Origin of the sequence: Ralstonia mojiangensis (assembly GCF_023955645.1) — a bacterium.
GTDB classification, from domain to species: domain Bacteria; phylum Pseudomonadota; class Gammaproteobacteria; order Burkholderiales; family Burkholderiaceae; genus Ralstonia; species Ralstonia mojiangensis.
The window spans coordinates 1,123,514-1,149,544 of record NZ_JAMXHU010000001.1 but is presented as its reverse complement, the minus strand read 5'-3'; the positions used below and the strand labels follow the sequence as shown (position 1 = coordinate 1,149,544).

At 64.2% G+C, this 26,031-nt stretch carries 34 protein-coding genes; 4 read left to right on the top strand and 30 right to left on the bottom strand.

The window, feature by feature from the left end:
- From NG898_RS05585 to NG898_RS05475, 23 genes are all read right to left on the bottom strand, one after another.
- Window positions 1–207, bottom strand: coding sequence for a tail protein X (locus NG898_RS05585; RefSeq protein ID WP_252691418.1), 207 nt, complete (start codon window positions 205–207; stop codon window positions 1–3).
- Window positions 182–1,060, bottom strand: coding sequence for a phage tail protein (locus NG898_RS05580; RefSeq protein ID WP_252691417.1), 879 nt, complete (start codon window positions 1,058–1,060; stop codon window positions 182–184). The genes NG898_RS05585 and NG898_RS05580 overlap by 26 nt, the downstream gene beginning before the upstream one ends.
- Before the next feature lie 11 nt (window positions 1,061–1,071).
- Window positions 1,072–3,384 carry a phage tail tape measure protein gene (locus NG898_RS05575; protein ID WP_252691416.1) on the bottom strand — a complete coding sequence of 771 codons (2,313 nt, stop codon included), beginning with the start codon at window positions 3,382–3,384 and terminating at the stop codon, window positions 1,072–1,074.
- 83 nt (window positions 3,385–3,467) lie between these two features.
- The gene (locus tag NG898_RS05570; protein WP_252691415.1) at window positions 3,468–3,788 is read right to left on the bottom strand and encodes a phage tail assembly protein; all 321 of its coding nucleotides are present in this window, start codon (window positions 3,786–3,788) and stop codon (window positions 3,468–3,470) included.
- Between the two features lie 23 nt (window positions 3,789–3,811).
- The gene (locus NG898_RS05565) at window positions 3,812–4,315 is read right to left on the bottom strand and encodes a phage major tail tube protein (protein WP_315862491.1); all 504 of its coding nucleotides are present in this window, start codon (window positions 4,313–4,315) and stop codon (window positions 3,812–3,814) included.
- Between the two features lie 12 nt (window positions 4,316–4,327).
- Complete coding sequence (locus NG898_RS05560; protein ID WP_252691413.1) at window positions 4,328–5,491, bottom strand: phage tail sheath subtilisin-like domain-containing protein; 1,164 nt, start codon at window positions 5,489–5,491, stop codon at window positions 4,328–4,330.
- Between the two features lie 106 nt (window positions 5,492–5,597).
- Window positions 5,598–5,831, bottom strand: a complete 234-nt coding sequence (locus NG898_RS05555; protein ID WP_252691412.1) for a hypothetical protein — start codon at window positions 5,829–5,831, stop codon at window positions 5,598–5,600.
- A 118-nt stretch (window positions 5,832–5,949) separates the two neighbouring features.
- A complete protein-coding gene (locus NG898_RS05550) occupies window positions 5,950–6,414 on the bottom strand; it encodes an XkdW family protein (RefSeq protein WP_252691411.1) in 465 nt (154 codons plus the stop codon).
- Window positions 6,415–6,425: 11 nt separating this feature from the next.
- Complete coding sequence (locus tag NG898_RS05545; RefSeq protein WP_252691410.1) at window positions 6,426–8,147, bottom strand: phage tail-collar fiber domain-containing protein; 1,722 nt, start codon at window positions 8,145–8,147, stop codon at window positions 6,426–6,428.
- Entirely contained in the window at window positions 8,140–8,760 is a 621-nt protein-coding gene (locus NG898_RS05540; protein WP_252691409.1) for a phage tail protein I, read from the bottom strand. The genes NG898_RS05545 and NG898_RS05540 overlap by 8 nt, the downstream gene beginning before the upstream one ends.
- Window positions 8,753–9,640, bottom strand: a complete 888-nt coding sequence (locus NG898_RS05535; RefSeq protein WP_252691408.1) for a baseplate assembly protein — start codon at window positions 9,638–9,640, stop codon at window positions 8,753–8,755. Before NG898_RS05535 ends, NG898_RS05540 begins: the two co-directional genes overlap by 8 nt.
- The gene (locus tag NG898_RS05530; protein ID WP_252691407.1) at window positions 9,637–9,954 is read right to left on the bottom strand and encodes a GPW/gp25 family protein; all 318 of its coding nucleotides are present in this window, start codon (window positions 9,952–9,954) and stop codon (window positions 9,637–9,639) included. Before NG898_RS05530 ends, NG898_RS05535 begins: the two co-directional genes overlap by 4 nt.
- A 72-nt stretch (window positions 9,955–10,026) precedes the next feature.
- A complete protein-coding gene (locus NG898_RS05525) occupies window positions 10,027–10,701 on the bottom strand; it encodes a phage baseplate assembly protein V (protein ID WP_252691406.1) in 675 nt (224 codons plus the stop codon).
- Window positions 10,682–11,194 (bottom strand): hypothetical protein, encoded by a 513-nt coding sequence (locus NG898_RS05520; RefSeq protein WP_252691405.1) that lies wholly within the window; start codon window positions 11,192–11,194, stop codon window positions 10,682–10,684. The genes NG898_RS05525 and NG898_RS05520 overlap by 20 nt, the downstream gene beginning before the upstream one ends.
- Complete coding sequence (locus NG898_RS05515) at window positions 11,184–11,726, bottom strand: phage tail protein (protein ID WP_252691404.1); 543 nt, start codon at window positions 11,724–11,726, stop codon at window positions 11,184–11,186. The genes NG898_RS05520 and NG898_RS05515 overlap by 11 nt, the downstream gene beginning before the upstream one ends.
- Window positions 11,711–12,028, bottom strand: coding sequence for a head-tail joining protein (locus NG898_RS05510; RefSeq protein ID WP_252691403.1), 318 nt, complete (start codon window positions 12,026–12,028; stop codon window positions 11,711–11,713). Before NG898_RS05510 ends, NG898_RS05515 begins: the two co-directional genes overlap by 16 nt.
- A 1-nt stretch (window position 12,029) precedes the next feature.
- On the bottom strand, window positions 12,030–13,031 hold the full coding sequence (locus tag NG898_RS05505) for a major capsid protein (protein WP_252691402.1): 1,002 nt from the start codon (window positions 13,029–13,031) through the stop codon (window positions 12,030–12,032).
- A gap of 29 nt (window positions 13,032–13,060) precedes the next feature.
- Complete coding sequence (locus tag NG898_RS05500) at window positions 13,061–13,396, bottom strand: head decoration protein (RefSeq protein ID WP_252691401.1); 336 nt, start codon at window positions 13,394–13,396, stop codon at window positions 13,061–13,063.
- 23 nt (window positions 13,397–13,419) lie between these two features.
- Window positions 13,420–14,514, bottom strand: coding sequence for a head maturation protease, ClpP-related (locus NG898_RS05495; protein ID WP_252691400.1), 1,095 nt, complete (start codon window positions 14,512–14,514; stop codon window positions 13,420–13,422).
- Window positions 14,504–16,009, bottom strand: coding sequence for a phage portal protein (locus NG898_RS05490; protein ID WP_252691399.1), 1,506 nt, complete (start codon window positions 16,007–16,009; stop codon window positions 14,504–14,506). Before NG898_RS05490 ends, NG898_RS05495 begins: the two co-directional genes overlap by 11 nt.
- The gene (locus NG898_RS05485) at window positions 16,006–16,212 is read right to left on the bottom strand and encodes a phage head-tail joining protein (RefSeq protein ID WP_147213642.1); all 207 of its coding nucleotides are present in this window, start codon (window positions 16,210–16,212) and stop codon (window positions 16,006–16,008) included. Before NG898_RS05485 ends, NG898_RS05490 begins: the two co-directional genes overlap by 4 nt.
- An 8-nt stretch (window positions 16,213–16,220) precedes the next feature.
- Window positions 16,221–18,167, bottom strand: coding sequence for a phage terminase large subunit family protein (locus NG898_RS05480; RefSeq protein WP_252691398.1), 1,947 nt, complete (start codon window positions 18,165–18,167; stop codon window positions 16,221–16,223).
- Complete coding sequence (locus NG898_RS05475) at window positions 18,164–18,808, bottom strand: hypothetical protein (protein WP_252691397.1); 645 nt, start codon at window positions 18,806–18,808, stop codon at window positions 18,164–18,166. Before NG898_RS05475 ends, NG898_RS05480 begins: the two co-directional genes overlap by 4 nt.
- Window positions 18,809–19,008: 200 nt before the next feature.
- Between NG898_RS05475 and NG898_RS05470 the strand changes: the two genes are divergently transcribed.
- Window positions 19,009–19,749 carry a hypothetical protein gene (locus NG898_RS05470; RefSeq protein WP_252691396.1) on the top strand — a complete coding sequence of 247 codons (741 nt, stop codon included), beginning with the start codon at window positions 19,009–19,011 and terminating at the stop codon, window positions 19,747–19,749.
- Between the two features lies 1 nt (window position 19,750).
- Here NG898_RS05470 and NG898_RS05465 read toward each other — a convergent pair whose 3' ends face one another.
- From NG898_RS05465 to NG898_RS05445, 5 genes are all read right to left on the bottom strand, one after another.
- On the bottom strand, window positions 19,751–20,431 hold the full coding sequence (locus NG898_RS05465; protein ID WP_252691395.1) for a hypothetical protein: 681 nt from the start codon (window positions 20,429–20,431) through the stop codon (window positions 19,751–19,753).
- Between the two features lie 224 nt (window positions 20,432–20,655).
- Complete coding sequence (locus NG898_RS05460) at window positions 20,656–21,024, bottom strand: hypothetical protein (RefSeq protein ID WP_232042578.1); 369 nt, start codon at window positions 21,022–21,024, stop codon at window positions 20,656–20,658.
- A 31-nt stretch (window positions 21,025–21,055) separates the two neighbouring features.
- Complete coding sequence (locus tag NG898_RS05455; protein ID WP_252691394.1) at window positions 21,056–21,355, bottom strand: hypothetical protein; 300 nt, start codon at window positions 21,353–21,355, stop codon at window positions 21,056–21,058.
- Entirely contained in the window at window positions 21,352–22,353 is a 1,002-nt protein-coding gene (locus tag NG898_RS05450) for a hypothetical protein (protein ID WP_252691393.1), read from the bottom strand. The genes NG898_RS05455 and NG898_RS05450 overlap by 4 nt, the downstream gene beginning before the upstream one ends.
- 7 nt (window positions 22,354–22,360) lie before the next feature.
- On the bottom strand, window positions 22,361–22,549 hold the full coding sequence (locus tag NG898_RS05445) for a hypothetical protein (RefSeq protein WP_252691392.1): 189 nt from the start codon (window positions 22,547–22,549) through the stop codon (window positions 22,361–22,363).
- A 541-nt stretch (window positions 22,550–23,090) separates the two neighbouring features.
- On the opposite strand from NG898_RS05445, the gene NG898_RS05440 reads away from it, so the two are divergent.
- A complete protein-coding gene (locus NG898_RS05440; RefSeq protein WP_252691391.1) occupies window positions 23,091–23,270 on the top strand; it encodes a hypothetical protein in 180 nt (59 codons plus the stop codon).
- On the opposite strand, the gene NG898_RS05435 is transcribed toward NG898_RS05440, so the two are convergent.
- Both NG898_RS05435 and NG898_RS05430 read right to left on the bottom strand, forming a co-directional pair.
- Window positions 23,254–23,451 carry a hypothetical protein gene (locus tag NG898_RS05435; protein ID WP_252691390.1) on the bottom strand — a complete coding sequence of 66 codons (198 nt, stop codon included), beginning with the start codon at window positions 23,449–23,451 and terminating at the stop codon, window positions 23,254–23,256. The genes NG898_RS05440 and NG898_RS05435 overlap by 17 nt on opposite strands.
- Before the next feature lie 40 nt (window positions 23,452–23,491).
- Window positions 23,492–24,016, bottom strand: a complete 525-nt coding sequence (locus NG898_RS05430; protein WP_045203155.1) for a phage regulatory CII family protein — start codon at window positions 24,014–24,016, stop codon at window positions 23,492–23,494.
- Between the two features lie 578 nt (window positions 24,017–24,594).
- Here NG898_RS05430 and NG898_RS05425 point away from each other — a divergent pair.
- On the top strand, window positions 24,595–25,083 hold the full coding sequence (locus tag NG898_RS05425; RefSeq protein WP_252691389.1) for a hypothetical protein: 489 nt from the start codon (window positions 24,595–24,597) through the stop codon (window positions 25,081–25,083).
- 126 nt (window positions 25,084–25,209) lie between these two features.
- Complete coding sequence (locus NG898_RS05420; protein WP_252691388.1) at window positions 25,210–26,025, top strand: hypothetical protein; 816 nt, start codon at window positions 25,210–25,212, stop codon at window positions 26,023–26,025.
- Window positions 26,026–26,031: the final 6 nt, after the last annotated feature.

The window sequence follows — 26,031 nt, the reverse complement described above, 5'->3', positions numbered from 1 at the left end:
CTACGTCCAAAGCTGGATGGGTTCATCACGCGCGGGCGTAAGGTCGGGCAGGAAGATCTCCACGCCGGCGGCGTACGGCTGACGCCGCGCGGCGAGGCCCGTATTCGCATCGAGCACAGCCTCCACCGTGCCGGCCAACGTGCCGTATGCGCGGTAGCAGAGCACGTCGAGCACATCGCCGTCAGATGTTCTGATAGTCATCGCCATAGCGTCGGAACTCCAAATCGAAACCTTGTTTGCGCGGTGTGCCGTCGGCCAGGAGGCCGTCTTGCTCTTCGCCCACGCGGTCTAGGAAGTAGCGGCCGAGTACATCGCCGGAGCCGGTGGTGAGCTGCACGGGCTTGAGCGCCGCACCGATGGCGCGAAGGCGGTCAAGCTGCCCTGCCCCCGCGCCGCCGGCAGTGAAGATGGCGCCGGATACGGTGATGGTGTCGCCGCCTGCGCCCACGGCTTGCAATGCCTCCTGCCGCTGGATGCGTTCTTGCGCAGCGATGTTGTAACGCGTCTCGCGGCGCAGGCGGTCGTATGCGGCGGTGGATAGGCCGAACTGGAATTGCTCGCCCTCATCGGTGGACAGCACGAGCAGGCGTTCGGTGGCGCCTGCGGTTTGGCCGGCGCCGAGGATTTTGCCCGGGCCGAGGGCGTAGCTCGGCACCAGGCTGCGCACGTTGGGCGTGACGGTGGGCAGCACGGCATCGAGGCGGCGGCGCACGGTTGCCAATGCGTCGCCCGTGGTTTGCGCGGCGCGCAGGACGGAGGCGAAGCGCTCGCCGGCGACGGTACGTTGGATGGCGCCCAGCGCGGCGTCTGTCAGGTTGAGGGCACGCTGTGCCGCGCCACGGGCGGCCGTCACGCGGCCAGTGCCGCCGATGGCCTCGCCGGCGGCGGCAAGGGCGCTGCCAGCGCTGCCTAGGTCGCCCAAGGCCTGCGCCTCACGGCGGCGCGCGTTTGCACCGCCGGTGCCATCAGGCTTGTCGAGCAACCGCTCCATCTGCCGGACATGCTCGGCAGCGCGCGCCGCATGCGTTGCCGCTGCGGATGCGAACTTCTGAAAATCCATGATCTGTTCCGTTACACGTGCGAGCCGTCCGACATGGCGGCCCGGCGTTGCTGTGCGGCGTATTCGTCAAACTGGCGGCGCAGGTGTGGCATCAATGCCTCGGCGAGCTGGCGCGGGTCTTTGACGTCCCCCTGCACTGTCACGGCGATTTGCGGCGCGAACTCGAACCGCTGGTCGAACTGCAGTTGCGGGGCTGGCGGCGCATTGGCGGCTGCCTGCGCCGTGCCGAGCGCTTCCTGTGCGCCGGCGGGCAGGACGGGCGCGCTCGTGGGTGACGCGGCCTCGGGCTTCTTGTCACTGAGTGCACGGTCGGCCAGCGCACTGCTGGCCTTGCCGCCCAGGTACGAACCGAGCATGCCGCCGAGCAGCCCGCCGACAACGGTGCCGATGGGCCCCGCGATGGCCGTGCCGGCCACGGCGCCGATGGCACGGCCTGCAGCGCCGCCGGCAAGTTCGCCGGCCAGCCCTGCGCCAATACCGGCGATGGCTTTGGCCTTGTCGGCCTTGGTGCCGGGCTTTTCGGCCGCTTCTGCGCTTGCCATGCCGGCCGTGCCAACCAGCGCCAGAACGCCAGCGACACCGCCAATCTTGCCCAGCTTGGGCACTGCCCCTTTCAGGAACCGGCCCGAAGCGCCCAGCACGCCCGGCGCCTTTGCGGCGGCCGGTGCGACCTTGGCGGCGGTTGCCGCCGCCTCCGCGGAGCGGCCAACGCCTGCGGCAATGGCAGTACCCCGCGCGATGTCGGACACGCCCTTGCCGATCTTCCATACGGCGCGCCCGCCTCTGAACGCCAGAATCGACGCGAGCACGCCGCCGATGGCGACCGTGGCTTTAGGCGATTCGGCGGCCAGCTTGCCGACGGAGGTGCCGGCGCCGGCGGCGAGATCCGCTACCGAATCCGTCACGGGCTTGAGCGCATCGCCAATGCGGCGCATGGCTTCGTCCCACGCCTGCCCGACTTCGGCCCATTTCTGTTTGGAGCTATCGCGGCGGTCGGCCAGGTCTTTCTCGATCTCGCCGGTGGCCTTGGCGCCCTCGCTCTTTAAGCGTTGATACAGGTCGGCGTTCTGCATGTAGGCCGTCAATGCGGCCTTGACCTGCATGTCGTTGAAGAGGTCGCCCGTCTTCATCGTTTCAGCAAACGCCCGCATCTGCGCCTCGCGCTTGGCGGGGTCGGATTCGTTGTTGAACTGCTGCGCGGCGGCGGCGAGCTGCTTGGCCTTCTCGGGGTCGGCCTGCTCGATGTAGGCGCGCGCCAGCACGAACGATGCTTCCATCGTGCTCCAGCCCTTGCCGATGGCCTCGCGCATCTTGGCTTCGTAGTCGATGCCGGCCTTGGCGTAGTTGCCGGCTGTTTCTCCGCTGCCGATCTTGGAGAACCAGTTCTTCGTATTGTTGGCGGCTTCGTCGGCGCTGCCGGCGGTTTTCATCTGCACCTGCAGCAGCGCGCCGAGCTGCTCGACGGAGCTGTTACCGACAATGCCCAGCTTCTGCATATCCGCCAGCAGCACGGGGAACCAGCGCGCCATGTCGCTCGACTCAAACGAGCCTTCCTTGCCCTGAAACGCGATGGTTTCCAGCGCCTGCGCCATGCTGGCCGGATCGTTGATCTTGGCGTTCTGCTCGAGCGCCTGGATCATCCGCGCGGTTTCCTTTGCGTCGGAGCCCTGGCTGACGGAGAACTTGCCCACTAGCGGCGCGAACGACAGCGCGCGGTCAAGATCCATGCCGGCTGACACCATCTGATTGACGGCATCTGCCAAAACGTTGCGGCCGATGCCGCTTTGCTGCGCGGAGGCCGCAATGCCGCTGCTCATCTCGCGCTCTTTGTCGGTGCGCGCGGCACCGGCTTTGATGGCGATATCGCGGATGATGGCCTCGTAGCCTGCCGAGATGGCGGTCGGTACCGCTGCCGCGGCGACAAACTTGGTGGTGTCGCCAATGGTGTTGCGCAGGCCGTCTCGGCCATCGGCAACGAGTGCGGTACCACGGGCGCGCAGTTCGAGCCCGCGTGCGGTGCGGCCGAGGCGTTGGTAGGAACGGTCCAGCCGGTCGACCTCGAAGCCCGCTTCGCGCAGCGCGCGGGTGTTGCGCTCGATCTTGACGCGCACCTTGTCGGCGGCGCGATCGCCGGCGGCGTGCAGGTCGCGAAACTCGCGCTGCAGGCGCTGCGTCTCGCCGATCGTGTTCTGCCAGACGCGCGCCTCGCCCGCCCGCTTCTTGAGTGCATCCAGCTTGGTGCCGACCTCGTTGACGGCACGGCCCAGGGTTGAGCTGACCGCGCCACCAATGAGGATGCCAAGCGCTATGTCTTTTGTTGCCATCCGTGCTCCTGCTGTGTGGCGCTGCGCTACTGCGTCAGTCGGTCAACCACCAGACCATGTCGTCGACCGTCATCGCATCGATGTCACGCGGGCTGACGCCCATCGTCAGCAGGCGCTTGGTCAGCCGCTTGATGTCCGGCATCGGTAGCCTCGCGGTCGGCCAGCAGCCGAAAGTAGCCGCGCTGCACGCGCTGGTAGTCGACGTACGTCAGGCCCTCGATGTCGTTCTGCCCGGCGGTGGCGAGCGACGCGAAGAGCAGGATCTCGCGCAGTTCTTCATCGCCGCCCGCCTGCTGGCCGGCGACGCGCATGTCGCGCACGGTGGGCTGACGCAGCGTGAGCGCATCGACCTTGACGCCGTTGACGACGGCGGGAAACTTCAGCTTGATGGTGGTGGTTTGCATCGTGGTGGGTCTCTTGTGGTGGCTTACAGGCCGATGGCGGCGCGCACTTCTGCGAGCTGGTCAACGCCGTCAATGACGCGCTTACAGCCGAGCACGTCGATCTCGTGCCAGACGCGGCCGTCGATTTCGAGCTTGTAGTAGTTGACGCTGAGGGCGTACTTGGATTCGGATTTCTCGCCCGGCTTCCACGAGCCCGGATCGACCTCATACAGCATGCCGCGCAGGACGAGAATGACGCGGCGCGTCTTGCCATCGGTCGTGCGAAAAGCGCCGCGGAAAGTGCCGTTGAAGGCGTTTTGATCGGCCAAGCCGAACAGCTTCAGCACGGCCGGCGCCAGTGTGACCAACGAGAAGGAGGCTTCCATGGCCTCCATGCCCATGTCCAGCTTAACGGGCGCATCCATGCCGCCGGCGCGGTAGTCCTCGGTCTTGATCTTCAGCTTGGGCGGCGTGACTTCCGGCGCAGTGCCGGCGAGGTTGGTGCCATCCACGAACAGATTGAAGTTATAGAGTGTCTCGGGTACCAACATGCACCTCCGTTATTTGGTGTCGAGCACTTCGGTCAGCCACTCGTTGGTGACTTCGAAGCGGAAGATGGGGTTCTCTGCCGGGATGACGTCGGTAAAGCGCACGTTCCACACGACGCGGCCCTGCTCGATCTGGCTGGCGGTGTTGAGCACCGGGTCGGCATAGACCTCGAAATTGATGAGCGCCCCGGCGTTGCGCTGATCGCGCATGAATGCTTGCAGCCCTTCGGTGACGTCGTGGACGTAGGTCTTCGTAATGCCACGGTCGACGGCCCATTTGTGGCCGGCCTGCGCGGCATCCATGAGGATGTCCAGCGTGCGCACGCGCGTGACGAACGACCATTTCGGGTCTGCCGACAACGTGCGGTTGCCCCACAGGCGGTAGCCTCCATCGCGGATGATGGTGGCAATGCGCGCCTCGTTGAGCAGGTTGGCGCGGCAGGTCGGATCGTTGTCGAGAAACTCGATGGGCCGGCCGGTGCCGGTGACGCCGACAAATTCCTTGTTGGACGGCGACGCCCAGTAGCCGTATTCCGCATCGGTGTAGGCAAACAGGCCAGCCACGTAGGCAGATGCCGGTGCATCGACCTCGGCATTGGCAGCGGTGTCCCACGTGCGCACGCCCGGGTCGACCATGTAGAGGCGTTTGGAGCCGAAGTTGCGTGCATACGCGAGCGCAGCTTCGTCAGTGGTGTTCGGCCCGTCGATGATGCTGACGGCGCGCAGCTTGGCGGCAAGCCCATCCATGGCTGTTGCCACCGGCTGGCGTGCGGAGAACCCAGGCGCGATCAGCAAGCGCGGCTGCACGTTGAAGCGCGATTTGGCATCGAGCAGCGATTGCAGGCCTGTGCGCACGCCGCCCTCCGTGACGCCGCCGATGATGCCGGACGTGAGTGCGTTGGCGTCTTCCGACTCCGCCACGCCGGTTGCCACGATGACGGCCGAGGTGCGGGTATAGATGGCGTTGATGGCGCGCGTGATGGCGCTGTTCTGACCGAAAGCCTGCGCGGCCTCGCGCGGGTTGGTGATCTGCACCGGCACATCGGGTTGCACGAGATCCGCGCCAGGGGTGTAGGTGCCGACGAGGCCAATGATGGACGACGACGGCACGGCAATCGGGCGCGGGCCGGTGTCGACGATCGTGGTGGTGATGCCGTGGAAGAAAGAAGATGCCATGCGGCTCCTCGATGGGAAGTAGAAAAGAAAAAGCCCCGCGCTGTGGCGGGGCTTGCTATTGCTTCGGGGATGCGGTGCTGCGCGCGTGCTGGTGCTGTTTTCTGGATCAGTCGACGCTCAGGTTGAGCGTCACAGGCCCAGCGCCGGACACCGTGACTTCCTTCGTCTTGTGGACTTTCCCGTCGCTGTAGATCGTCGCGGTGTGTGTGCCGGCGGTGACTTCCTGCTCTTTGCCGAACGTCGTATGGCCGTTGTGGCCCCACCGCGCTTTGTCGATGGTGACGGCCGGCGTTTTCAGATTCTCTTTATCCCCTACCAGATTGACGATGACCTTTGTCATGATGGCTCCACGGTTGATGAGCGTTGAACAAATCGTCATGGGCACATGTGCATGACGTGCGCGCCGATGACTCTCGTAACGGTAGGGAGCGGTGCGTCGGTTTCCTATGGGGCTTGCGTCATGTGCCGGCGGTCTGGGTCTCGGTCTCTACGGCGTTCGAAGACGCCTGATCCGATAGCGCACCAGGGATGCTTGGCCAGGAGAAATCGGTTGGAAAGCCGGGTTGGTCAGGCACCTCGCGTAGCGCCTGGCGGTACTTGCCGACCTGCTGCGCTTTGCTTGTGTCGCCGGAGTCCATCGCTTTGTAGAACATTGCGTCGGCCTGCTCGAGGCGACGGTCGCGTTCCTCTCGGGCTCGCTGGCCGAGCACGTGTGCCTTTGCTGCAACCCCATACTGCTCGACCAGCGCGGCCACGTCTTCGTCGGTCGGCTGTTCGTCTACGTGCCACGCGATGATGCGCGCGGGTGCGATCTGCTCGCCTGAGTCCCGACTCATTTCCTGGCCAACCCAGAAGTCGACACCATGGGCGAGATTTGGGTACTTCTGCTGTAGGCAGAAGATCAGTTCATCGTGGGTAATCATTGGCTATGCCTTCATTGGTTGCGCAGTTGCACTGCGCGCAGGTAATGCGTGTAGAAGCCGTTGCGCAGGCCGACCAGTACATACGGGGCCGGCAAGTCGGCTTGGCCGGAACTTGAACCAGTGGAGACGCCGCCAAACTCAGTGATTTCGGTGTTCCAGTGGCAAATCGCCCCTGCGCCCGCCTTGCCGCCGGCCAATCCCGTCAGGTAGGTGGAAAGCCACTGGCCCGCCCACGACATGTAGACGTTTCCGTTGCCGGCGAGGATGCCGCCACCGTTGCCAGCGTGTATGTCGCCTTGAGCGACCAGGGTGCCGCTGCCGCCGAAGGTAAAAGCGTTGACGCGGCCTCCGACGTGCATGGAGATATAGGGAACGGCTGCATCGCTACCGCCTGCATAGCAATCAATCGCCGCAAGGTGGCGCGTGCCCCACTGCGTCCAGCGAATGCCCATGTAGGCCGCTTGGTTCCATGGGCAGTCGATCTGCAACGCGGGCGTCCGGTTGGCGTTCCACTCCGTGAATGCGCCGCCGATGGAATCCGTTCCGTTTGACGAGACCGTCAGCGCGGACCTGCCGTAACCAACACCGAAATTGAGACCCCTGTTCGCCGCCAAGCCCCCGCCGTCCGTCGTAAGCGGATTTGGCAGGTTTTCCGTATCCCACGGCGCATGCCCGGCGAAGTTCGGGCGCACCCCAAATGCCAACTGGCCCGTTGTGTAGTTGATGTAGAACGGCTGGTTCCGGTTGCTTCCGTCAGCGTTGTAGCCGTTGAGGACCAGGTTGCCGCTAGGGCCCACCATGAACAGGCGCCAGATGACGGTATCGCCGCCGAACTCCAGAAAGCCACGCCCGTCGTTGTTATGTGCCGGCAGGTTCATCCCGCTCCGGGTCTTGAACCGATCAGCCAATATGCCGGCTGGGGTCGCGATGTTGCCGTTACCGTCGATGGTGCACGCGCGCACGAACGTCGAAAAGGAGCCATCGCCCGCCGTGTTGCGGTCCACAATGAGCATGCCGCCGCTCGATACCAGGCGGAAACGCCCTAGCGTGATGGGCTGCTGTGTGTCGGTGAGCTGTAGCTCAACCGCCGACCCCTTGAGGTTGATCGGGCCGGACACGTCGCCACCCGAACGCGGCAACGCATCGGCAGCGATCTCGTGAACTTCGTCGACGTGCAGGGACAGCGCCGCGACCGATTCTTTGGTGGCGTAACGTTTGTCCGCATCACCTGTCACGGCCATGCGAACGGCTGTCACCTGCTCGTCGACATACTCGCGCGTTGCCACGACGACGGCGGGGTCGATCTTCAAGACGATATTGCCGGCCGCCTTGTGGATCAGCATCATGCGGAAGAACTGACCACGCCCGGAGCCCTCCGCAAGCACAGGCTTGTAGCTGGGCGGCACGTTGGCCACGGCGAAGAGCTCGCCGTCTTGGTCGTACAGGCCCAGCTCACGCGACCACCAGCCGCCCACCTCTTCGGGCAAGTAGACCTCGGCAATGACGATGCTCGGGTTTTTCTCGTCGCGGACGAGGCGATTCAGCGGCCGGCGGTGGCGTTCGCGCACGAGTGCGCGCTGCGCGGCGCTCGGCATCACATCCGCATCCGCGCCGCCATCGATGCCGCCGTCGCCCACGGCCATTTCGGTGAGCGGGACCATCGTATTGGAGACGAGCGTGCGGGCCATCTTGGCCTCGCCCGTCTCCGTCAAAGTCGCAAAGTACTTAGCCATTCGATACCGTAGTGATTTCAACAACATGGGCGGCGACCGCGCTGTGCGTGGTGCCTTCTGTGGCAATTGCCTCGGGCATATACGGGTAGACCGTTACGGTGTCGCCCTCCAGGCAGGCGGCGTGGGTGCCGGCGTGGCCGGCGATCTCTGCGCTGAGCGTGAGCCCTGTCAGGTGTCTTGATAGCGGCCGCACGTCGTCGACAATCTGCTCGATCTCGTCGTAGGTCGCTTCAGTAGCGCCCGTGTTTTCGATGCCGACGTCGAGCGAGAACGTGCCGCGCCTGCCCGGCGGCTGCGTTTGCCACCACTCCCGAACGGTCAACCGGTAGCCCAGCGGCTCCAGCGCGCGACGCAGTGCACCTGCCGTGCCCTTGCGCTGGTGCACGGCAAAGGCATCCCGCACGACACGCCGCTTAACCTCTTCGGGCCAGTTGGCATTCCAGCGGTCGACCGAACGGGCGCTCGCCAGGTATGGCAGCAGCGGCACGGGGCACGTATCCGCATCCCAAAGCTGATTGAGCGGGACGGGGGTATCGAGCAGCGTCAGGATGGTTTGCGCCAGCGCCCGCTCGAGCGGCGTGGCGTTTGCGGGCAGCAGCGTTTTGTCACTCATCCGCGCCCCCGACAACGACCTCGATGCCCGTGCAGTAAGACGCCTCTGTCAGGTCGACGATGATGTCTTCCGCCGGCTCGGTGACTTCCACGCGCTGCACGCCTGCCACGTGTGCGGCGGCAAAGATGGCCGAGCGGCGGACGTCCCGGCCGATGCGCCGCTGCTCTTGCGCGTAGGCTTGGAGCCGGTCCCATGCGGCAGCCACCATGGGCTCAGCCTCCGGGCCGGGGTAGTGATACAGCACGACGCGCAGCCGGTACCGCAGGATGCGCGCCGCTTGTACGGTCAGCCGGTCGGCCAGCGGGCGGACGTCTTCATCGCTCAGCGCCTGCCGGACGCGCTCGACGAGCTCGTCAGACGCGGTGCCGTCGCCTTCGTTGCTGAGCACGGAAACGACAATCTCCGCCGGCGCCGGCGAGATTGCCCGCGCGTCTGCCACGCGGCCGTCTGCGGCGCGTGCGTGTAGCTCATACGCGGCGCGCGGTCCGGCGACGGACAGGCGTTCGAATGCTCCCTGCGCGCGTGTGCGCAAGCTGGCCTCTGACTCCATGACGGGCGCGACCGGCGGGAACGCTTCCGGGTCGCCCGGCACGGCCACAAGCCGTTTCGTGTCCAGCCCGGCGGCCAGGTGTTCGAGATCCGCACCGACGGCAAAGCTGAGCATGGTCGATCGCGCGGAGTCGTTCACGTGCGCGCGCTGTTGTAGGTCGACGTACGCGAGCAGCTCGAGCAGCTTGACCACGGGGTCGGATTCCATGGTGGCCGACCACTCGGGACACAGCCCCATGAAGGTTGCCAGGAGCCGCTGGTAGGACGCTTCGAAGTCGAGCGGTTCAACGACATCGGGCGGCGGCAGTGCAGACAGGTCGATTACGCTCATGACAACACCTTCAGATCGACGGCCCGCTCGTTGTAGAGCCCGACAACACGCCAAGCCACTTTGCCGTCTTCAATGCCTTCGACGCGCACGCGCGAGAGACGCAGGCGCGGCTCCCACCGCGTGATGGAGCGGGCGGCTTCGGCCTGCGCTGCAGCAATCCAGCCACGCGTAATGGGGAGGTCAACGCGGTCGGGCAGATCGCTGCCGTAGTCAGGCCGCTCGCGCCGGGTGCCGCGTCGGGTGCTGAGGATGTCGGTCAGGCTTTGCAGCAGGTGGTCCATGCCCGAGAGCAGCGCGCCCGTGCGTCTGTTCATGCCGACGATGGCCACAGTGCCTCCAACGAAAAAGGCGGCACATGGCCGCCTTGCGATTGATGATTGGGAAACCTAGAACGGCTCGCCCACCGGGGCGCCGTCGCCCTGCTCCATGTGCGAGTGACCGCGCAGTGATACATCGCCGGCAACCACGTCGTCGGTGGCTTGGATGCCGCCTTGAATGGCGACGGCGGCACCGCCTGCGGCACCCTGCCCGGTCAGCCCGCCGAGGAATGCCAAGGCTTTCTCCACAAGGGCATTGCCGGTGAAGGTGGACGCCGGCACGTCGGCCAGCAGTTGCGGCGCCTTCAACTCGGCGCCGTCGCTGCGCAGCGTGAGCGATGTATCGCCGACCTGCAGAACGATTTGGCCGCCTGCCGGTACCGAGAGCCGGTATTCGTGCGCGGCGTGGTCGTAGTGCTCGCGGGCGCCGTCTGGGTAGTCCGACGCTGTAACGTCTGCCGAATCGCCGTTCGCGCCGCCGTGCTGGTCGGTGTAGAAGCCAGCCAGGACGAAGCCGCCTTCGAGGCAGCCTGACGGCGAGACGATCAGGGCCTGCTCGCCCGGCGACGGCGGGCGCCATTCGCGCACGGCACCGGCGGCACGCGACCACCACGGCAACCAGTTGGACGTCCAGTCCGCAACGGTGACGGTGCAGCGGGCGGCAGCGACGTCCACGGCCGCGATGACGCCAGCCTGTACGATGCAGGCGAGGCGCCGGTCGGTTTCACCCGCTTCGTAGCTCATAGTCAGCCTCGGTGTGGCGCGGCTGGATGTCGAAATCGACGGTCGTGCCGCTGGTGTCTTCAAACGCCCATTCGGGCGGGCCGAGGTCGAACTCGTGTTTCCATTCAGCGGCGATGACGCTGTAGCCGTCCAGATCGGGGCGCATGCCGTCCGGGTGGAAGCCGTCGTTTTCCAGCTCGGCCATGGTGACCGGCAGGCCCCATGTCTGGTGGTGCAGAACCTTGATGAGCCGGGCGGCGAGCGCCCACATGGCAGCCTCGGCGTTCGGCTCGGTCGGGTCGCCAACGACGCGCAGCTCGATCACGATGTTGATGGGCGGTTGGCCTGTGCCGGTGTCGGTGCCCGGGCGCAACGCACCGACATACAGCAGGATGGCCGGCAGCGGCATGCTGTCTTCGATTTCCGGTGCCCAGCCGATGAGGGCGACGTCGGGGAATTGCGCTTTGAGGTGCGACTCCACGGCGTCGAACAGTTGCTGCAGATCAGCGAGCATGGCCGGTTGCCTTGAGGATTTCGTATTTCACTTCCTGCTCCAGAATGACCATGAGGCGGGCTTCGACCTCGGCGGCAGCTTTGCGGAAAGCGGCTTCGCCCTTGTCTGCCCAGTCGAGCTTGACTGCCGAGATGGGCATGCGCTTCTTGCCCACACGTCGATACACCTTGCCGTCTTTGTCGCTGCCGCGTGCGCTGCGATAGATCCACGCGTTGTTGAAGCTATAGCGGCCGACAGACACACCGCGCTTGGTCTGTCGCGGATTGCCCAGGCGATGTGCCTCGATGGCGTTAAGGCCGAGCCAGACCTTGCCCCTATCCGCACTATGCAAGAAGAAATACAGGCGCTTGCGAACCAGTTTCTGCGCGATATGCATCTCTGCTGAGACATGCTTGGCGGTCTGACCCTTAACCCAGTTGGCGCTCTTCTTGAGCGCGCGGCGCCAGGCGTTGCGCATGGCTTCTTTGCCGAGGTATGCAAGCGGAGCAAGCGCTGCGGCAATGTCCAGCTCTGTCTTTAACGTGACGGACATGGTTCTGGCCTCAGTACGAGTTTGGTCATGCCGGAGCCGTCCGGCTGCAGTTCAATGACGCTGAACGCATCGCCAAGCGCCCTCACCCGCGTGCGCGGGCGGACGCCTGCCGCATCGGCATCACGCAGGATCACGAACGGCTCGCGTAGCCCGGAGCGCTGGCCGCGTATGGGCTCGGCGTCCAGCCATGGCGAATAGAACATGCCCATCACCGGATCGGGCTTGCCGTCGATTTCCACCGCGTCGGACAGCGCTTCAAAGACTGCCGTGTCGAGGTCGGCCACGTCGTCACGAAACGCCATATCAGGCCGCCTTGCCTGCCGAGGCCGACAGCTTGATCACGGCGCGCGGGCGCGTGCACAGGTGCAGCGGGTTGGACTGCGCTTCCAGCTCGACGGCCTTGCCGAACTTGCCGGCTTCCTGCTTGGCGTAGTACGGCAGGCCGTTGGTGTTGACGGCTTCCATGTAGTCCGCCGGCGCGAAACGGGTGATGAACAGCTCCGGCACGCCTTCGGGCACGGCGTAGGCTTCGTCGTCGCCGATGTAGCCGATGTTGCCGACGCGGCCGCGATAGCGCTCCCACGTGACGCCACCGAAGTCGAACGTGTCGCGCGGGTCACCGCGCAGTGCTGCAGCCATCTGCGTGTTGAGGTACGTTTCGCGGATGTCCTTCGACGTCATCAGCTGCCGCCAGAAGTTGCGCCCGCACAGGGCGCGCACGCCCGTATGCGGTGTGGCGCCGAGCGAATCCTCCACCATGTCGAGCAGTTCGAGCGTGGAGGAACGCACGTCACCGATGAGGATGGGCAGTTGCTGTTGCTTCAGCCCGAAGCGCTCGAACAGATCGACCAGGACGGATTTGCCATCCGAGTCGAGGATCTGGCCCTTGATGGCGCCAATGCGGTGGAACTCGTGCGTGGCATCGAGCTGGCGGCGCATTTTCTGCAGGCGCTTGCTCACCACTGTCTGCAGGGCTTCGAGCTCGGTCTCTTCGCCAAAGGCGCGCAGGTTCTGCACCTCGTCTGCCTTGATGGCGGCGATTTCCGGCAAGTGTACGGCGTTGAACGGAATCACCTGACGCTTGCTGCCGACCACGACCTGGCCGGGCGAACCACGCTCGGCCGAAGCGACCAGCTGCAGCGTTTCGCCGTCACGCTCAATCTGCGCGGTGGTGACGGTCATGCCCTCTTCTTCAAACAGGCCGAGAGCGGCCAGGCGCGAGGGCGTGGTTTCCAGCTCGTTGATGCTGGCGGTGAGCGCCGTCATGGTAAAGGCGTCGTCATTGAACAGGGCCATATCAGCCATGGGGTTCTCCTGAGTTCGGGTGTCTGTGCTTAGCGAACGGCGATGAAGGCCGCGAGCAGGTCGGTGCGGGCTTTAGCGTCAAGGCCGGTGAGGCGGGCTTCGGCGACTTCAGCCAGGCGCACGATGGCGGTGGCGCGGCGGTCTGCCTCCGAGGCGTGCAGTGGCGCGTACAGGATGGCAGCGGCCTTGCCCTTGGGCGCGGTGCCGTAAGGCACGTAGCGGGTGCCGTCAGCATCGCGCTCAAGCAGTTGGCCGGCTGGCAGTGCGCCGCCGCCGGCAATGAAGATCTGCTCGCGCGAGAGGCTGCCCGGCGCTTCGGTCAGCAGGAATTCGGCGGTTTGTACGCCTTGTGTTTGGATCTGCATTTGGGAGACTCCAATGGGTTGCTTCAGGCGAAGGCCTGAGGCGATTTCTTGCGGCGGGCGCTGTAGATGCTCGGGCCGTGGGGGCCGGTCTTGCGCTCGGTGGTTTCCTGCCCTGCCACCGGCTGGCGGTTGGACAGGCCGGGCGTGCTGCTCGCCATGACGCGGTCGTACAGCCGGGCGCGGACCTGATCGGCGTTCAGGCCGTCAGCAACGAATTGCGCGGCCAGTTCGGGCAGGTGCGCGGCGGTGCAGAGGCCGGCGATGTCTTTGGCGCGGGCGACAACGGCGTCGATGGCTTCATTGCTGGCGAGCGCGCTGGACGACACGACGGCCTCGGCCAGTTGCGGTAGGCCGGCGGCGCGGCACGCTGCAAAGGCGTGTTGCGCGAGCGCGCCGGGATCGGCTGGCGGCGTGGTGGCGACTGGTGCTGCGGCTGGCGTGGCTGGTGCCGCAGCTTTCGGCGGCTCCGCCGGTGGGGCTTCGAGGGCTTTGAGCAACGCTTCGGGCGTGTGCTCGAACCGCGCGAGCAGCTCTTCGGTGCGCACGGACGCCTGCAGCTTGACGGGCGCCTCGATCTGGTCGGCAAAGCCGCGTTCCTTCGCCTCGCTGGCGGTCATCCACGTTTCTGCGTCCATCATGGCGACGATTTCGTCGTCGGTCAGGCCGCACTTGTTGCGGTAGGCGGCGACGATGCCGTCGCGCGTCTTGTCGAGCAGCTCGGCGGTCTTGCGCATCTGCGCGGCGTCGCCGGCGGCGATGGTCCAGGCGTTGTGGATCATCATCATGGCGTTTTCGGGCATGACGATGGTGTCGCCGGCCATGACGACGAGCGATGCGGCCGAGGCGGCAATGCCGTCGACGCGCGCCGTCACCTTGCCGCTGTAGCGGCGCAGCGCGTTGTAGATGGCGAAGCCGTCGAATACATCGCCGCCGCCGGAGTTGACGGCCACGAGGATTTCGTCGGCGTCTTTCGCCACGGAATCGAGCTCGTTGACGAACGCCTTGGCGGTGGTGCCCCAAAAGCCGATGTCGTCATAGATGCGCAACTCCGCGACCGTCTTGCCAGCGGCGTTGCGCGCGGCCTTGAGGTCGTACCACTTCCTCTGTTTAGCTTTCATCGTTGGTGTGTTCCTGGTTGTCGGTCACGTTGCCGGCGCTGTCGCGCATGCGCGGATCAGAGTCGAAAACGAGGCCGAGCCGGTCTGCGCGTTCGAAGTCGGCGGCGTACTCGGCGTCGGTGGTTTCCGGGTCTTCGCCCTGCGCGAGGATCGTGGCCGAGCGGCTGGCCAGCCCGGCGCGGATGGCGATACGCTGGGCCTGCACGTCTTGCAGTGGGTTGATGTAGGGCCAGCCTTGCGGCACCCAGCGCACGCGCTGATAGAGGCGCCTGTCCCTGTAGTAGTCCGGCATGGGCAGCACACCCGACAGCGCCACGGCATCCGTCCAGGCGGCCCACACGGGGCGGCAGTACTGGTGGATGAAGACGTTCCACTGCAACTGCTCGAGCTGGCGGCGGAACTCGCCGAGGATGACGCGCAGGGCGCGGTCGCTTACGTCGCGCAGGTCACCTGTGAGCACTTCGTACGGCAGGCCGACGGAGGCGGCGGCGGCCAGGAGCTGCTGACGCATGAAGGGGCCGTAGTCGGTGCCGGCGCCGGGCGGTTCGGCGAACTGCACTTCCTCGCCGGGGAGCAGTTCCTGCAGGGAGCCGGGCTCCATGGATGTGAGCGCTGTGCCGTCGCCGTCGAACTCGACTGGCTGGCCCGTCAACGTATCCAGCTTCACGCTGGTAGGCGCTGGCCGGGTGATAAAGCCGGCGAAGAGGTTTGCCACCTCTTGCCGCACAAGCACTGCATCGTCGAAGCTGTCGAGCGTGTGCAATCGCAAGAGCACCGTCGCCAGCGCCGAGCAACCCCGTACGGCACCCGGCCGCACCGGCTCGAATACGTGCTGGATCTCGGCGGCCGGTACGCGCACCGTTCCCGCCTGTGTGGTCGCCCGCCCAGCCTCGCCCGGGTGCCGGCGGTGCAGGTGGTAGGCAACGCGGTCGCCATCGCGGTCGAACTCGACGCCGGAGACGATCTCGCCGCCGTTGGGCAGCATTTGATTCAGGTTGGCCGGCAGGTGGTCCGCTTCAAAAAGCTGGACCTGCAGCGGCACGCACAAGCCGCGTTCAGGGCGTCGCGGCCGGGTTCGGTTCAGAACCTCCCCATCAGTGAACAGAGAGCGAGCAGCCAGCGTCTGCAGGCCGTAGAAGTCGAGCAGACCATCGGCGTCGGCTTCCGGTACCCAGTCGCTCCAGAGCTCTTTGAGCGTCGTGCGCACTTCGAGATCCGGATGCATCGGATGCGGGACGATGCCGGTACCGATGGCGTTGGCCACCAGGCCGGCAATCGCCTTCTTTGCCCACGGATCATTGCGGACGGCGCCACGGGCGCGGGTGCGGATGGTGCCGAGGTTTTGCGTGACAGAGGCGTTTGGCCCAGCGCCCGAGGTGCGCCAAGCGCGACCACGGCTGCCGGTGGTGCCGCCCGCTTCGTACGCCTGCGCCCGAACCGCCCGCTCCGCCGGCAAGACGAAACCAAGCTGGCCCAGCGCAGGGAAACGGGTCATGTGACCCCCTTGCCCGCCGAGCGCAGCCGGATCACGCGCGACGCCGGTGCAGCGTCTTCGAGGTTGCGGACGATCTCGCTTCGGATGCGCAGCATTTCGTCCACGGAGCGGTATCGGGCGCGCCGGTCCTGAAACTGAACCTCGAGCTCGCCCTTCACCAGTGCACGCTCGATGCGCTGGAGATCTTGCTGTGTGTAAGCCATGCGGTTCTCTATCGTCGTTTGAGGTAGCGCGATGCGGCCACGCGGCGGCGTGTGTGCGCGGTGCGCGGCGGCTCTACGGCCAGTGGTGCGGCAGCCTCTTGTGGCGCTTCGTCGTTGACGGGCGCCGCGGCAAACAAGCTGCCTTGATCGAAGTGCATGCGCAGCCGGCGCCAGTCGGGTTCCTGATACTTGTGCACGCCGAGGTAATACGCGGCAGCGAGGTTGTAGACGTTCAAGTCGAGGATCTCGTTACGGTCGCCGCGTGCCTTGACCCATTCGGTGCGCGGGAAGCCTTTCACGTAGCGCACGATCTGCTTCTCGGCGGTGAGCTGCTTGTAGAACTCCATGGGGAGATCGTTCGAGAAGTGCAGCGCGCCGGGGCCGCTGGTCAGCTTGAAACGGTTGTAGATCCAGTCCTTGGCGGTGTCGGTGCCGACAATCCAGAGCTCGGCGCCGTCGACTTCGGTGGTGCCCTGCCACGTGACATCCACGCGCGACGGGCGCTGGGCGATCACGGGCCGGTTGGGCTTGCTGGCGCCCTTCACTGCCAGCACGTGGCGCCACTGACGCAGGCGCGTGAAGTGATACACGTCTTGCGTATGGCTGCCGCCGGAGTCGATGGCCACGGCGCGGATCTGCATTTCTTTGCCGGAGGCGTGCAGGAATGTCGCCTGCAGGGCTTCGTCCAGCGTGGCCCACAACGTGGCGTCGGAGGGGTCGCCCATGAACACCTGGTGGTCGATCGTCCAACGTTCCATGCCCTCGCCCCAGCCCATGATGAGCAGTTCGAGGCGGTCGTCCTGTGTGTCGACGGCGGCGGTCAGCAGCAGCGCGCCGGCGGGCACGGTGCGCAGGCGGTAGTCCTCTGCGCGGTCGCGCAGCTCGTCGGCGCTGGTGCGCTGCTGGGCGTTGTCCCACAGCCGCGCGAGGCGCGTGTTGTAGAACACCTGCATCAGGCCGGGATCGCCCTTTTCCATCGCGAGCTTGGCCTCGCGATGTTCTTTGACGAGGGCACGCCAAGACACCCAGCCGAGCGGCGCGTACATGGTCGACAGGTGGAAGCCCACTGTTTCGCCGTCGCCCTGCCCGTGTGCGATCCAGCGGCCGGTCTTGTAGAGCGCGGGCTTTTCGTGCTCGCGGATCTTGTAGAAGCACGCGGGGCATTCGCAGTAGACGTCGCTCAGATCGTCGCTGGCGCGCAGCTGCTCGAATTCGAGAATGTGCTCGTGACCGCAGTGCGGGCACGACACGTAGTAGCGGCGCTGGTCGCTCTGGGCGTAGAGCTCGGCGATGCGCGAGGCACCGTCGATGGTGGGCGAACTCGAGTAGTAAAACTTGGCGTTGCGGCCGAACGTGCTGGCGCGCTTTTCGGCGATGCCAATGGGGTCGCCTTCGTTGTTGAGGTCGCGTACCCAGCGGTCGATTTCGTCGCCGTACACGTAGCGCGCTGAGACTTCCGCCAGGTTGGCAGCTGAGCCGGCTGTGTTGATGAACAGCGTGCCCTTGCGGAAGTCTTTGCGCTCGGCGGTGTTGGCGGCGTCACGCGATCGGGCAGATGCGATGCGTTCACGCAGTACCGGCACTGCATCGAGCGTCTTTGCTACACGGGCCGAGAAACGGCGTGTGAGGTTGAGCGTCGGTTGGAGCGCGAGGAAGTTGGCCGGGGCCCGATGGATCGTCGCCGAGATCCAGTTCAACCCGATCTGCGTCTTGAACAACTGCGATGCAACCATGGCGACCACGCGCAAACACGGGTGCGCAGGCGACAGGCACCGCATGGGCTCGACGGCGTATGGTGTGCGCGCGGAGCGGTAGGGTCCGGTTTCGGCGGCGCCCGACTCGTCGGGGATCACCATGAATTCTTCGGACCACTGGTCTACCCACAGCTCGGGGTCAGGCTTGAGGCCGGCCAGGAAGGCGCGGGCGAACAGTGCGGCTCCGTCGGGATGGCTCACGATGTGTCGATGGGCTCCATGGAGCCGTACCTCTCTTTCCCCGCGCGTGACAGGTCGGCCAACTTGCCGCGGTCGGGATCGTTGATGGATTCAGAAAGCACGTTGGCGCCGTGGGCGATCATGTCGTCGAGCACCTTGCGCAATGCGGCTTCTAGGTGGCGCTCGACGGCCCATGGGTCAGTCATCGAGGCCAGCTCGGGGGCGATCTGGCGCGGCAGGCCCATGATCCGATCGCGCAGGTTGGCACCGATCTTTTCGGCGGCGTCTTCTACGGCAATGCGGCTGACCAATAGGCCAGAGACCCACTGGTATTCGGTGCGGGCTAGCTGCGCCTGGTAGTACTCGCGTTCGGCGCGGGCGGCTTGGAAGTCGTGGCCGAGGGATGGGTCGGCGTCGGGCGTTGAGTCTCTTGCGCTGTAGACGTCGCGATCGATGCGTGTGGCTTCGTGGCGGGCGCGGACGGCCTCCTTTGCCGGGTCTGCGCCGCGCTTGATCTTCGCGAGCGTGGCATCGACGTCGACCAGCTTGCCGTCGGGCGTGGTGACCAGCTTCCCTTCTTTGCCGAGCTTGGTGACGTAGCTGGGCGACCAGTTCTGGCGCGCCGCGAACGCCGAGCGCGTCAGGAGGGTCGTTTCACTCATGATTTCACCATTTCACCTCGTCGGAGGTGAATTTCACTAAGCTGGAAAACTGGCCGCTAACGAAGAATCGCGGGTGCCCGCCCCCGCAGTACCCTATGAACCCAGGGGCCCCCGAGCTCGCAGATGCGGGCCAACCCCACGGCGACACAACTTGCAAGTCAGCACGCGCAGAGGAATTGATGAGCAGCTCCCGAGATGACATGACCGAATGGGATTGGTACGGCACCAACACAGTCGAATTCAAGCTCAGAACGAACTGGACGAGAGCGAACCACTTAGCTGCAACGTATTACGAGATAGCTGAGGAGGCACTTATCAAACTGCAGGACTCCCAAGAGCATCCCGTACCAATCCCGACGGCCGAAGAAGATCCCAGCGATCACATTGCCCACCGTGAGGGGTTGCTCAAGGCTGCAATCAAGACGATCGTTTTCTCGGCTATGGCCTGCGAAGCTGCCATTTACGATCTGGCTGCGATCAACCTGTCCGACGAGTACGCCAGAGGCGTGCTGGACAAGCTTGACGTCATCGCCAAATGGCAGGTCGTGCCGCGACTGGTCTTCGGCAAGTCTCTAGATGCGAAAGGACCTGCCATGAACGGACTAAGAATGCTTGTGCCTGCCCGCAACCGGCTGGTCCATACAAAATCTGAAGAGGCTTTCACAGACCCGACGAATGAAGCCCATATCAAGGCTATGCATGAGAAAGAGCAGGCAGCGTTTGGGAAAATTCTCGACAGCGCATTCGCTTCATTCCAAACGCTGGTGCTGCTCTCGCTCGAGTTGAATCGAATTTTTCGCCGGCCGACCGGGGTGCTTCCCTCTTTCGAGAAGAGCGTCTTCAGCCTCAGTTACAGCGAGGACCCCCGGATTCGTAAGCTCGTTGCGCGTTGCCGCGAAATCGACAAAAAGGCCTGCCACCCAACAGAACGATTCGAATGAGCTAGGCTTCGGTGAGTTTTTCTGCGGCGGCTGAGCAAAGGCCAATGAAGTACCAGCGCAAATAGGCGGTCAAAAGGTGACAATAGTCGTTCTTCACTGCAAGCCTCCTGCCAAAGACGGAGTTGACGATCTTTACTTCATCGAACTCTCCGCCGGCCTCTTTACGCGTGGCCCTATCCTCGCGCGTCAGGTAGATCGCCGCCTTCTGAATTCTCACCAGCTCATCAGCGTCGCGTGACCAGTCCAGCATGCCATTTGCATGATGCATGCAATTTCTGATTTTTATCGCCGCGCTGATCTGCTCGAAGATCGGTGACTCTTCGGGACGAATCCCTAATCGACGTAGGTAACCGAAAACGCGGTTCACCCCATTCCCTGACACGTCGCTGATGCTAACGGACGTTCTCTCTTGCACCTTGCCGACCAGCAGCATGAGATAGGTCTCAAACATTGAGAACACGCTGAACAGGTTTCCCATAGCGATGAGGTACGGGAAGGTGTTTTCGAGGCGATAGAACTCAAAGTTTCGCCGAAACTCTCTTGCCTCGGCCATGTGCTCCGGAAAACATTCCAGCTTCTTTTTCTCGCGTTCCTTCTCTAGGTCGATGAGGCGCGGCGCCTTCCAAACATAATCCCCGATAGCGGAGAACTCCCATTCGGCTTGCTCGGCAAGCATCAACATTTCTCGCGCGAAGGAGGACTGCTGTTGGCTGGGACGTGTTGAAGTCATCGTAGGCGTGCGTACGCGTCAGTTGGTACGGGCAGCATATAAACGCTCCTGCGCGCGGACAACCCCTCATTTAGTAGGTAACAAAAAAGCCCGAGCATTTCCACTCGGGCTTTTTCATTTCGTACAGGCGTGCGTCGCCCCACGAACCGAACTTTAAGCGACGCCCCCTCACCCCATCAATACTCGACACCGAATTTAACAATCCAAGGCCTGATCGCCACCTTCGCCGCCGCATACGCCAACGGCTGCCGCAACCCCGCCCTTGGGTTCCGCCACACGCCCGGCCCACGCCTGTTCCGGCACTCCACCCGAATCGCCAACGCGTGGTCGCCCGAGATCGCCTCCATCGCCGCCGCCACCTGCTGCATCTGCCACGCATCCACGCTCGCCTCGTGAATGTCATCCGTCGACATCCATTGCCGCGAGCTGGCCGACCCGCCGCACGTCGCATCCCGGTTCGAATACCACTTCTCGCCCGAATACTGCGCCTCCCAACAGAACCACGCGAACAGCAGATCATCGAGCGCCTGATCCTCGCTCGTCACCAACGCAGATCGCCTCGTCACCTCACGTGGCTTAACGCAATACATCCTGCCTCCTCGATCCGACGATTTCGCGCATGCGCGCAAGTTGCTGCTCTGCCTGCACCACAGACGGCGGCGCCCCCACCAACGGCGCCTCCGGTATCGGCGGCAGATGCTCCTCCACCGCCACCCGCCAGAGCGCAGACCACCGATGCGCAGCACCCGCCCAGCGCGCCGCCTCGACCGCACGCATCCCAAACCGCACCGCCGACCAGAACACCGCCCGCGACGGCCACTCACCCTTGCCGCACGCCGCCAGCGCCGCCGCGTTAAAAGCCTCCTCAGCCGTCATGCCGCACCTCGCTGCAAGCCCGCCGGCCGCAACCGCCCCGCGTGCCACGGCAGCCCAGCCACCGCCTGCTCCGCCTGCGCCTGCAACCGCGCCAACGCCTCATCCTGCTGAAGCCGCAGCGCCCGCGCCCGCTCTCGCGATTCCCGCACAGCATTGGCATACGAAGGCACCCAATCCGGATCGCTCGCCCGCTTCGCGTGGTACGCCAACATCGCAAACGGATCATCAACGCCACCAGCCGCCATACGGCCCCGCCATTCGTCGATCACCGTCTGCCTCATGGAGTGGGGTGCCCGAGCCACAATCCGTGCAACACGCGCCCGCTCCGGCCCTCTCAGGTCAACCGGCCAGGCAAGGTCTGCTTGCCACGCCACGCCCTGCCCATCCTCACTCTCTGCAAGCCCATCCCCAACCACACTCGCGTTCTGACCACGTTCCTCTGAGAGCCGGTGCCGCCGCGTGCCCCGACGGTGTTGGGGGCCGTTTCGATCCTCCCGCGCCGCAGGCGTGGGGGACTCAATCTCCTTCTTCTCACGCCCCCGGCGTGGGGGGTTAGGGGGGTTGGTTTTATAGGTGTTACCGGAATACGGATGTGTGGCGGCTTTCGCGTTATCCACAGACTCCGGCACATCCTTAAAACCCGCATCAGCATTGAATTCGTAGCCGTCTTGCGGGTGTATCGAACCTCGACCGGCTTTCTTTTGGACGCACGAATCCGTATCCGCCAACGGGCACGCAAAAACAAGCTCGTACTGCCCGCCGAGCCGGCGCAGCAGCCCCAGCTTCTCCAACTGCGCCAGCATCCGCTGCAGCTTCGACTTGTCATGCGCCAGGTAACGCACGCCACGGCGCGCAGTGCGCTCTGTCCACTCACGCAGCGCCTGATACGAGATCCGCACCACGCGCCCCACCACGCCCGTACGGAAGTCCATACGCGGCCGCAACGCCACCAGGTACAGATGCGCGATCTCCGCACCCGCCCCGGCCAGCGCGCTCAACTCAAGATCATTGATGCGATACGCCGACACCCTCGCCTCCATGCGTGCGCGTCACGCCCATATACCCCGCCAGCCACGCCGCGTGATGCGCGCTGCCAACCGGATACTCGTTCGCCTCATCCAACGCGCGGCCCGACAATGCAGCCGCCCTGCCCTTGGCCCAAACAGCGCCAACGGCCTCGATAGGAATGTCCATGGAATCGCCCTTACAGCCGCAGAGGCGCGGCCCTACACAGCACATCAAACACCGCCACGAACTCCGGCGACGTCGACGCAACAACAGTGGATCGAAAAGCGAGGCGCTCCGCCTCAGTAGAAATCGCGCGATAACGCGACGCGCAGGCCAACGCCAGCGCAGAAGACTCACCAGCCGCATTGAACGGCCAAAACACATCGGCCAACGGCCACGCGCAAGCATCCAATAGATGCTCCGCAAACTTCGACAGCACCGGCAACCCGCGAGGCTTGAAGGCCCCCGCAATCCGGTGCCACGCACAACACATCTGATCGGCGCGCTCGCATGACAAGCCCACAGCAACACGCCCCGCCTTGCAGCACGTCATACCGTGTGAAAAGCGTGACGTGTTGTCCTGCGTTTGTGTCATGCGCGGTCTAGCCCTGTCAAAAATCGATACAACGTGGCGCTACAGGTTGCCGCCCCGGCTGCTGGCGGCAACACTGCTTCGTCGGGTTTACGGACCCGATGAAAATCACTTCAACCCTTTCAACGAGAAAACATGGAACTCAAAGAAGCACGCCACACTGCAACTCAATTGCTCTTGAAGTTGATCGAACATCAGCCGTATCTACTTCAAACTCCACAGCCCGTCGCGGGTGTAACTGGAGCAGCCGCAGCGCTGTTCTGCGAACACTTCATCGAGACCTACGCCGCCGGCCTGGTCAAGAAGGCACAGTAACCTCGGCCAAGAGCATCAGCTCGCGCGTCAGGGCCTCACGGGTCTGAGCCAGGCGCGCGGGCATCGTGAGATTGAAGTCGTTGTATTCCTTGACTTGGGCGCACAGCACATCAGCAATCTTCTGGGCATGCTCAGGCGACAGCTTCGCCGCCCCACCGCAATTCGCTTTACAGCTTTGCATCACTTCTCCTATGCGCTCTCGCGCTTCAAAAACCAGTCAATCACGCCTTGCCACGCAACCGCTGCAACCGCTCAGCATCACGCTGCGCACGAACGCGCAGCAGCTCACGCAGCACCATCACAGAAGCCGTCGCCTCTTCAAACTCCCGCTCCAGCTTCCGCATCTCACCTTCCGAGAGATGGTTGTCCGCCAGCGCCGCAGACATCGCGCGGCTCACATCGCCCACCTCTGCCAGCACATTGCAAAGCGCCTCGTACAGATCCGTATTCGGCAGATCCTCACGGGCCACCTCGGGCAGCGGAATCGCCACCATCCCGTGCCGCCAGCACAGCGCCTGAATCGGCAGCTTCGCGTTCGGCACGCCAGCGCCTTCCGCGTGCTCCACGATCACCGACACCTCCTCAAACGACACGTAGTTCGTCTGCACATGCGGCAGCAGCTTGTTACGCAGCACCGCGGCGGACTTGTCCATGCGCGCGGCCAATCCTTCAACGCCGCCCGGGTAGCCACGCGCCACCCAGTACAGCGCGTCGTGTTGGTTGATCTCGGAATAGTGGTGGCTCAAGTTGTCTCTCCTAAAGAAGCTGTCATGGGCGGGCTGTGCGGGTCGCACTACCGGCGGTTTTGGTGGGCGCGTACACTTGCCTCATCGTTGGAATGGCACGATCCAGCGCACAGAAGCTGGCGGCTGAATGCGCTCGTTGGCGAGCAAGCACTGCTTGCCCGGCTCGCGCGACGAATGCGCCGAAGACGGGCCGCAGATGCTGCAGCCGGTATCATTCGAGGCTTGGGCCGCATTGGCCGTTGGTGTAGCCGTGTTGATGGCGCGCGAACAGAGACAAGCTCGGGCCAGATCAGATGCCAGTCATCGGGACGAAGGTGTTTGCGCGTAACGAGCGCACACGTCTCCCTCTCGATGCCGACGCAGAACAGCGGCCCCAGCCGGATGCGAAGGCTGATTGCCTTGCGCAGATAGCGGATCGTCGTGCCACACAAGCGCGCGAATTCCGCCTGCTCATCCGGGGCCATTGCGTTTAAGTAAGCCCGCAGGTTTTCCATGCGACGATGGTACCCACGGGTATTTTTTATCTCAATACCTTGGCGGGCCGTATCCGCGAAAAACAGGGCCGGAATTTGTAAAGAATGGATAAGTACGAACGACGTCGGCAGCGGCTGGACCAGATTCGCGCCTCGCGCTTCGAGGGCTCGATCGTCAAACTCGCGCAAGCAATCGGCAAAGCGCCGTCATACGTCGGTCGCATGCTGTACGAAGAAGGCAAAGCCGGCGGCAAGCGCATCGGCGAAGACGTCGCACGCGAGATCGAGCAAGCGCTCCACCTGCCGCCTCTCTCCCTCGACGCAGAAGACGAGGCGCCACCGGCGCCGGACCTTGGCGCACTGGCTATCAGCGCACTGAATGATTTGTCAGAGCGAGAGATCGAAGCCGCAATTGCGACCCTAGAAGCCGTGCTGGCTGCGAAGAAGCAGCTCAAAGGTGGCGCGCGGCTTGTCCGATCAGATGGAAAAAAGGCAAAACGCTTCGAGGAAGCACCCGCAGAAGTTGCCGAGCCATCCGACTACGGCTATCCCCCTCTTCCCAAGGCAAAAGCGCAGCGTAAGCGCGCCAGCTAAAGAATCCCGCTTCGGCGGGATTTTTTATTTCCTGTTGAGACGGAAGCGAATAGGAGAATTCTCATTCTATTGTTGGCCGCCCACCAACAACATGACTGCCCGCGCGGGCCGTCAGTCGAATCAACAATGGGCATCCTCATTCAGTTTCCTCAGCCAGGCGCGCGCATACCGCCAGGAATAACTTCCCACAGCGAATCACAAGACGTACATCTTGCTGCAGCGTATCGGCGCGACCTTAATCGCGCGGTGGCGCTGTTACTTGAGCACGTTCAGAGCGACGCATACGACGGCGTCGCGCTCGTCCTGAAACCGACGTCGCCGACTCACAAACCGGCATTTGTAGTCGGAGGTTTCTACAGGCATCGATTGAACGATGCTGCGGACGCCGCCATGCAGCTGCGTCTTGCGATCAAGCTACGAGCGAAGGAGCAAGGTCCAGAGCCACAGCGCCGTGATACGCCCAACGCTGCCCAGCACCCACCCCAGTACCAAACAGAAGGCCCAGACCAAGCTATGCAAGCTACTCTGCAGGAAAAATGGAACGAAACCACTGCACGCTATCACCGCTGCGAGCACATGCTTCGTCTCGCATTCAGTAAGCAGTTGCGCGCATCGCCGGAAACAACGGCCATCCTGCTGAGCATCACACAGCTGCACATCGAGACGGTAGCGAACTGTCTTTGGGAACTCGTTCGGCAGCCGGGACGAGCAACACCGCAGACGAAACTGGATACGCTGAATGCTATTCAGCTATTCCGGAACGCTCGCGCTCAAGTGTCGGCGTGGATGCCGCCGGCCGGCCAAGAGGAAGCATATTTTGCTGCGAACGTGAGCGCGCTCTCCGAAGAGATGTTGCTCGAGGGTGACGAACTTCTCGTCGCAGTCGAGGCTTCGCTAAAGCGGATCATGGAAGATCCCCCAATCGAATCCGTTGGCACGTGACGAACC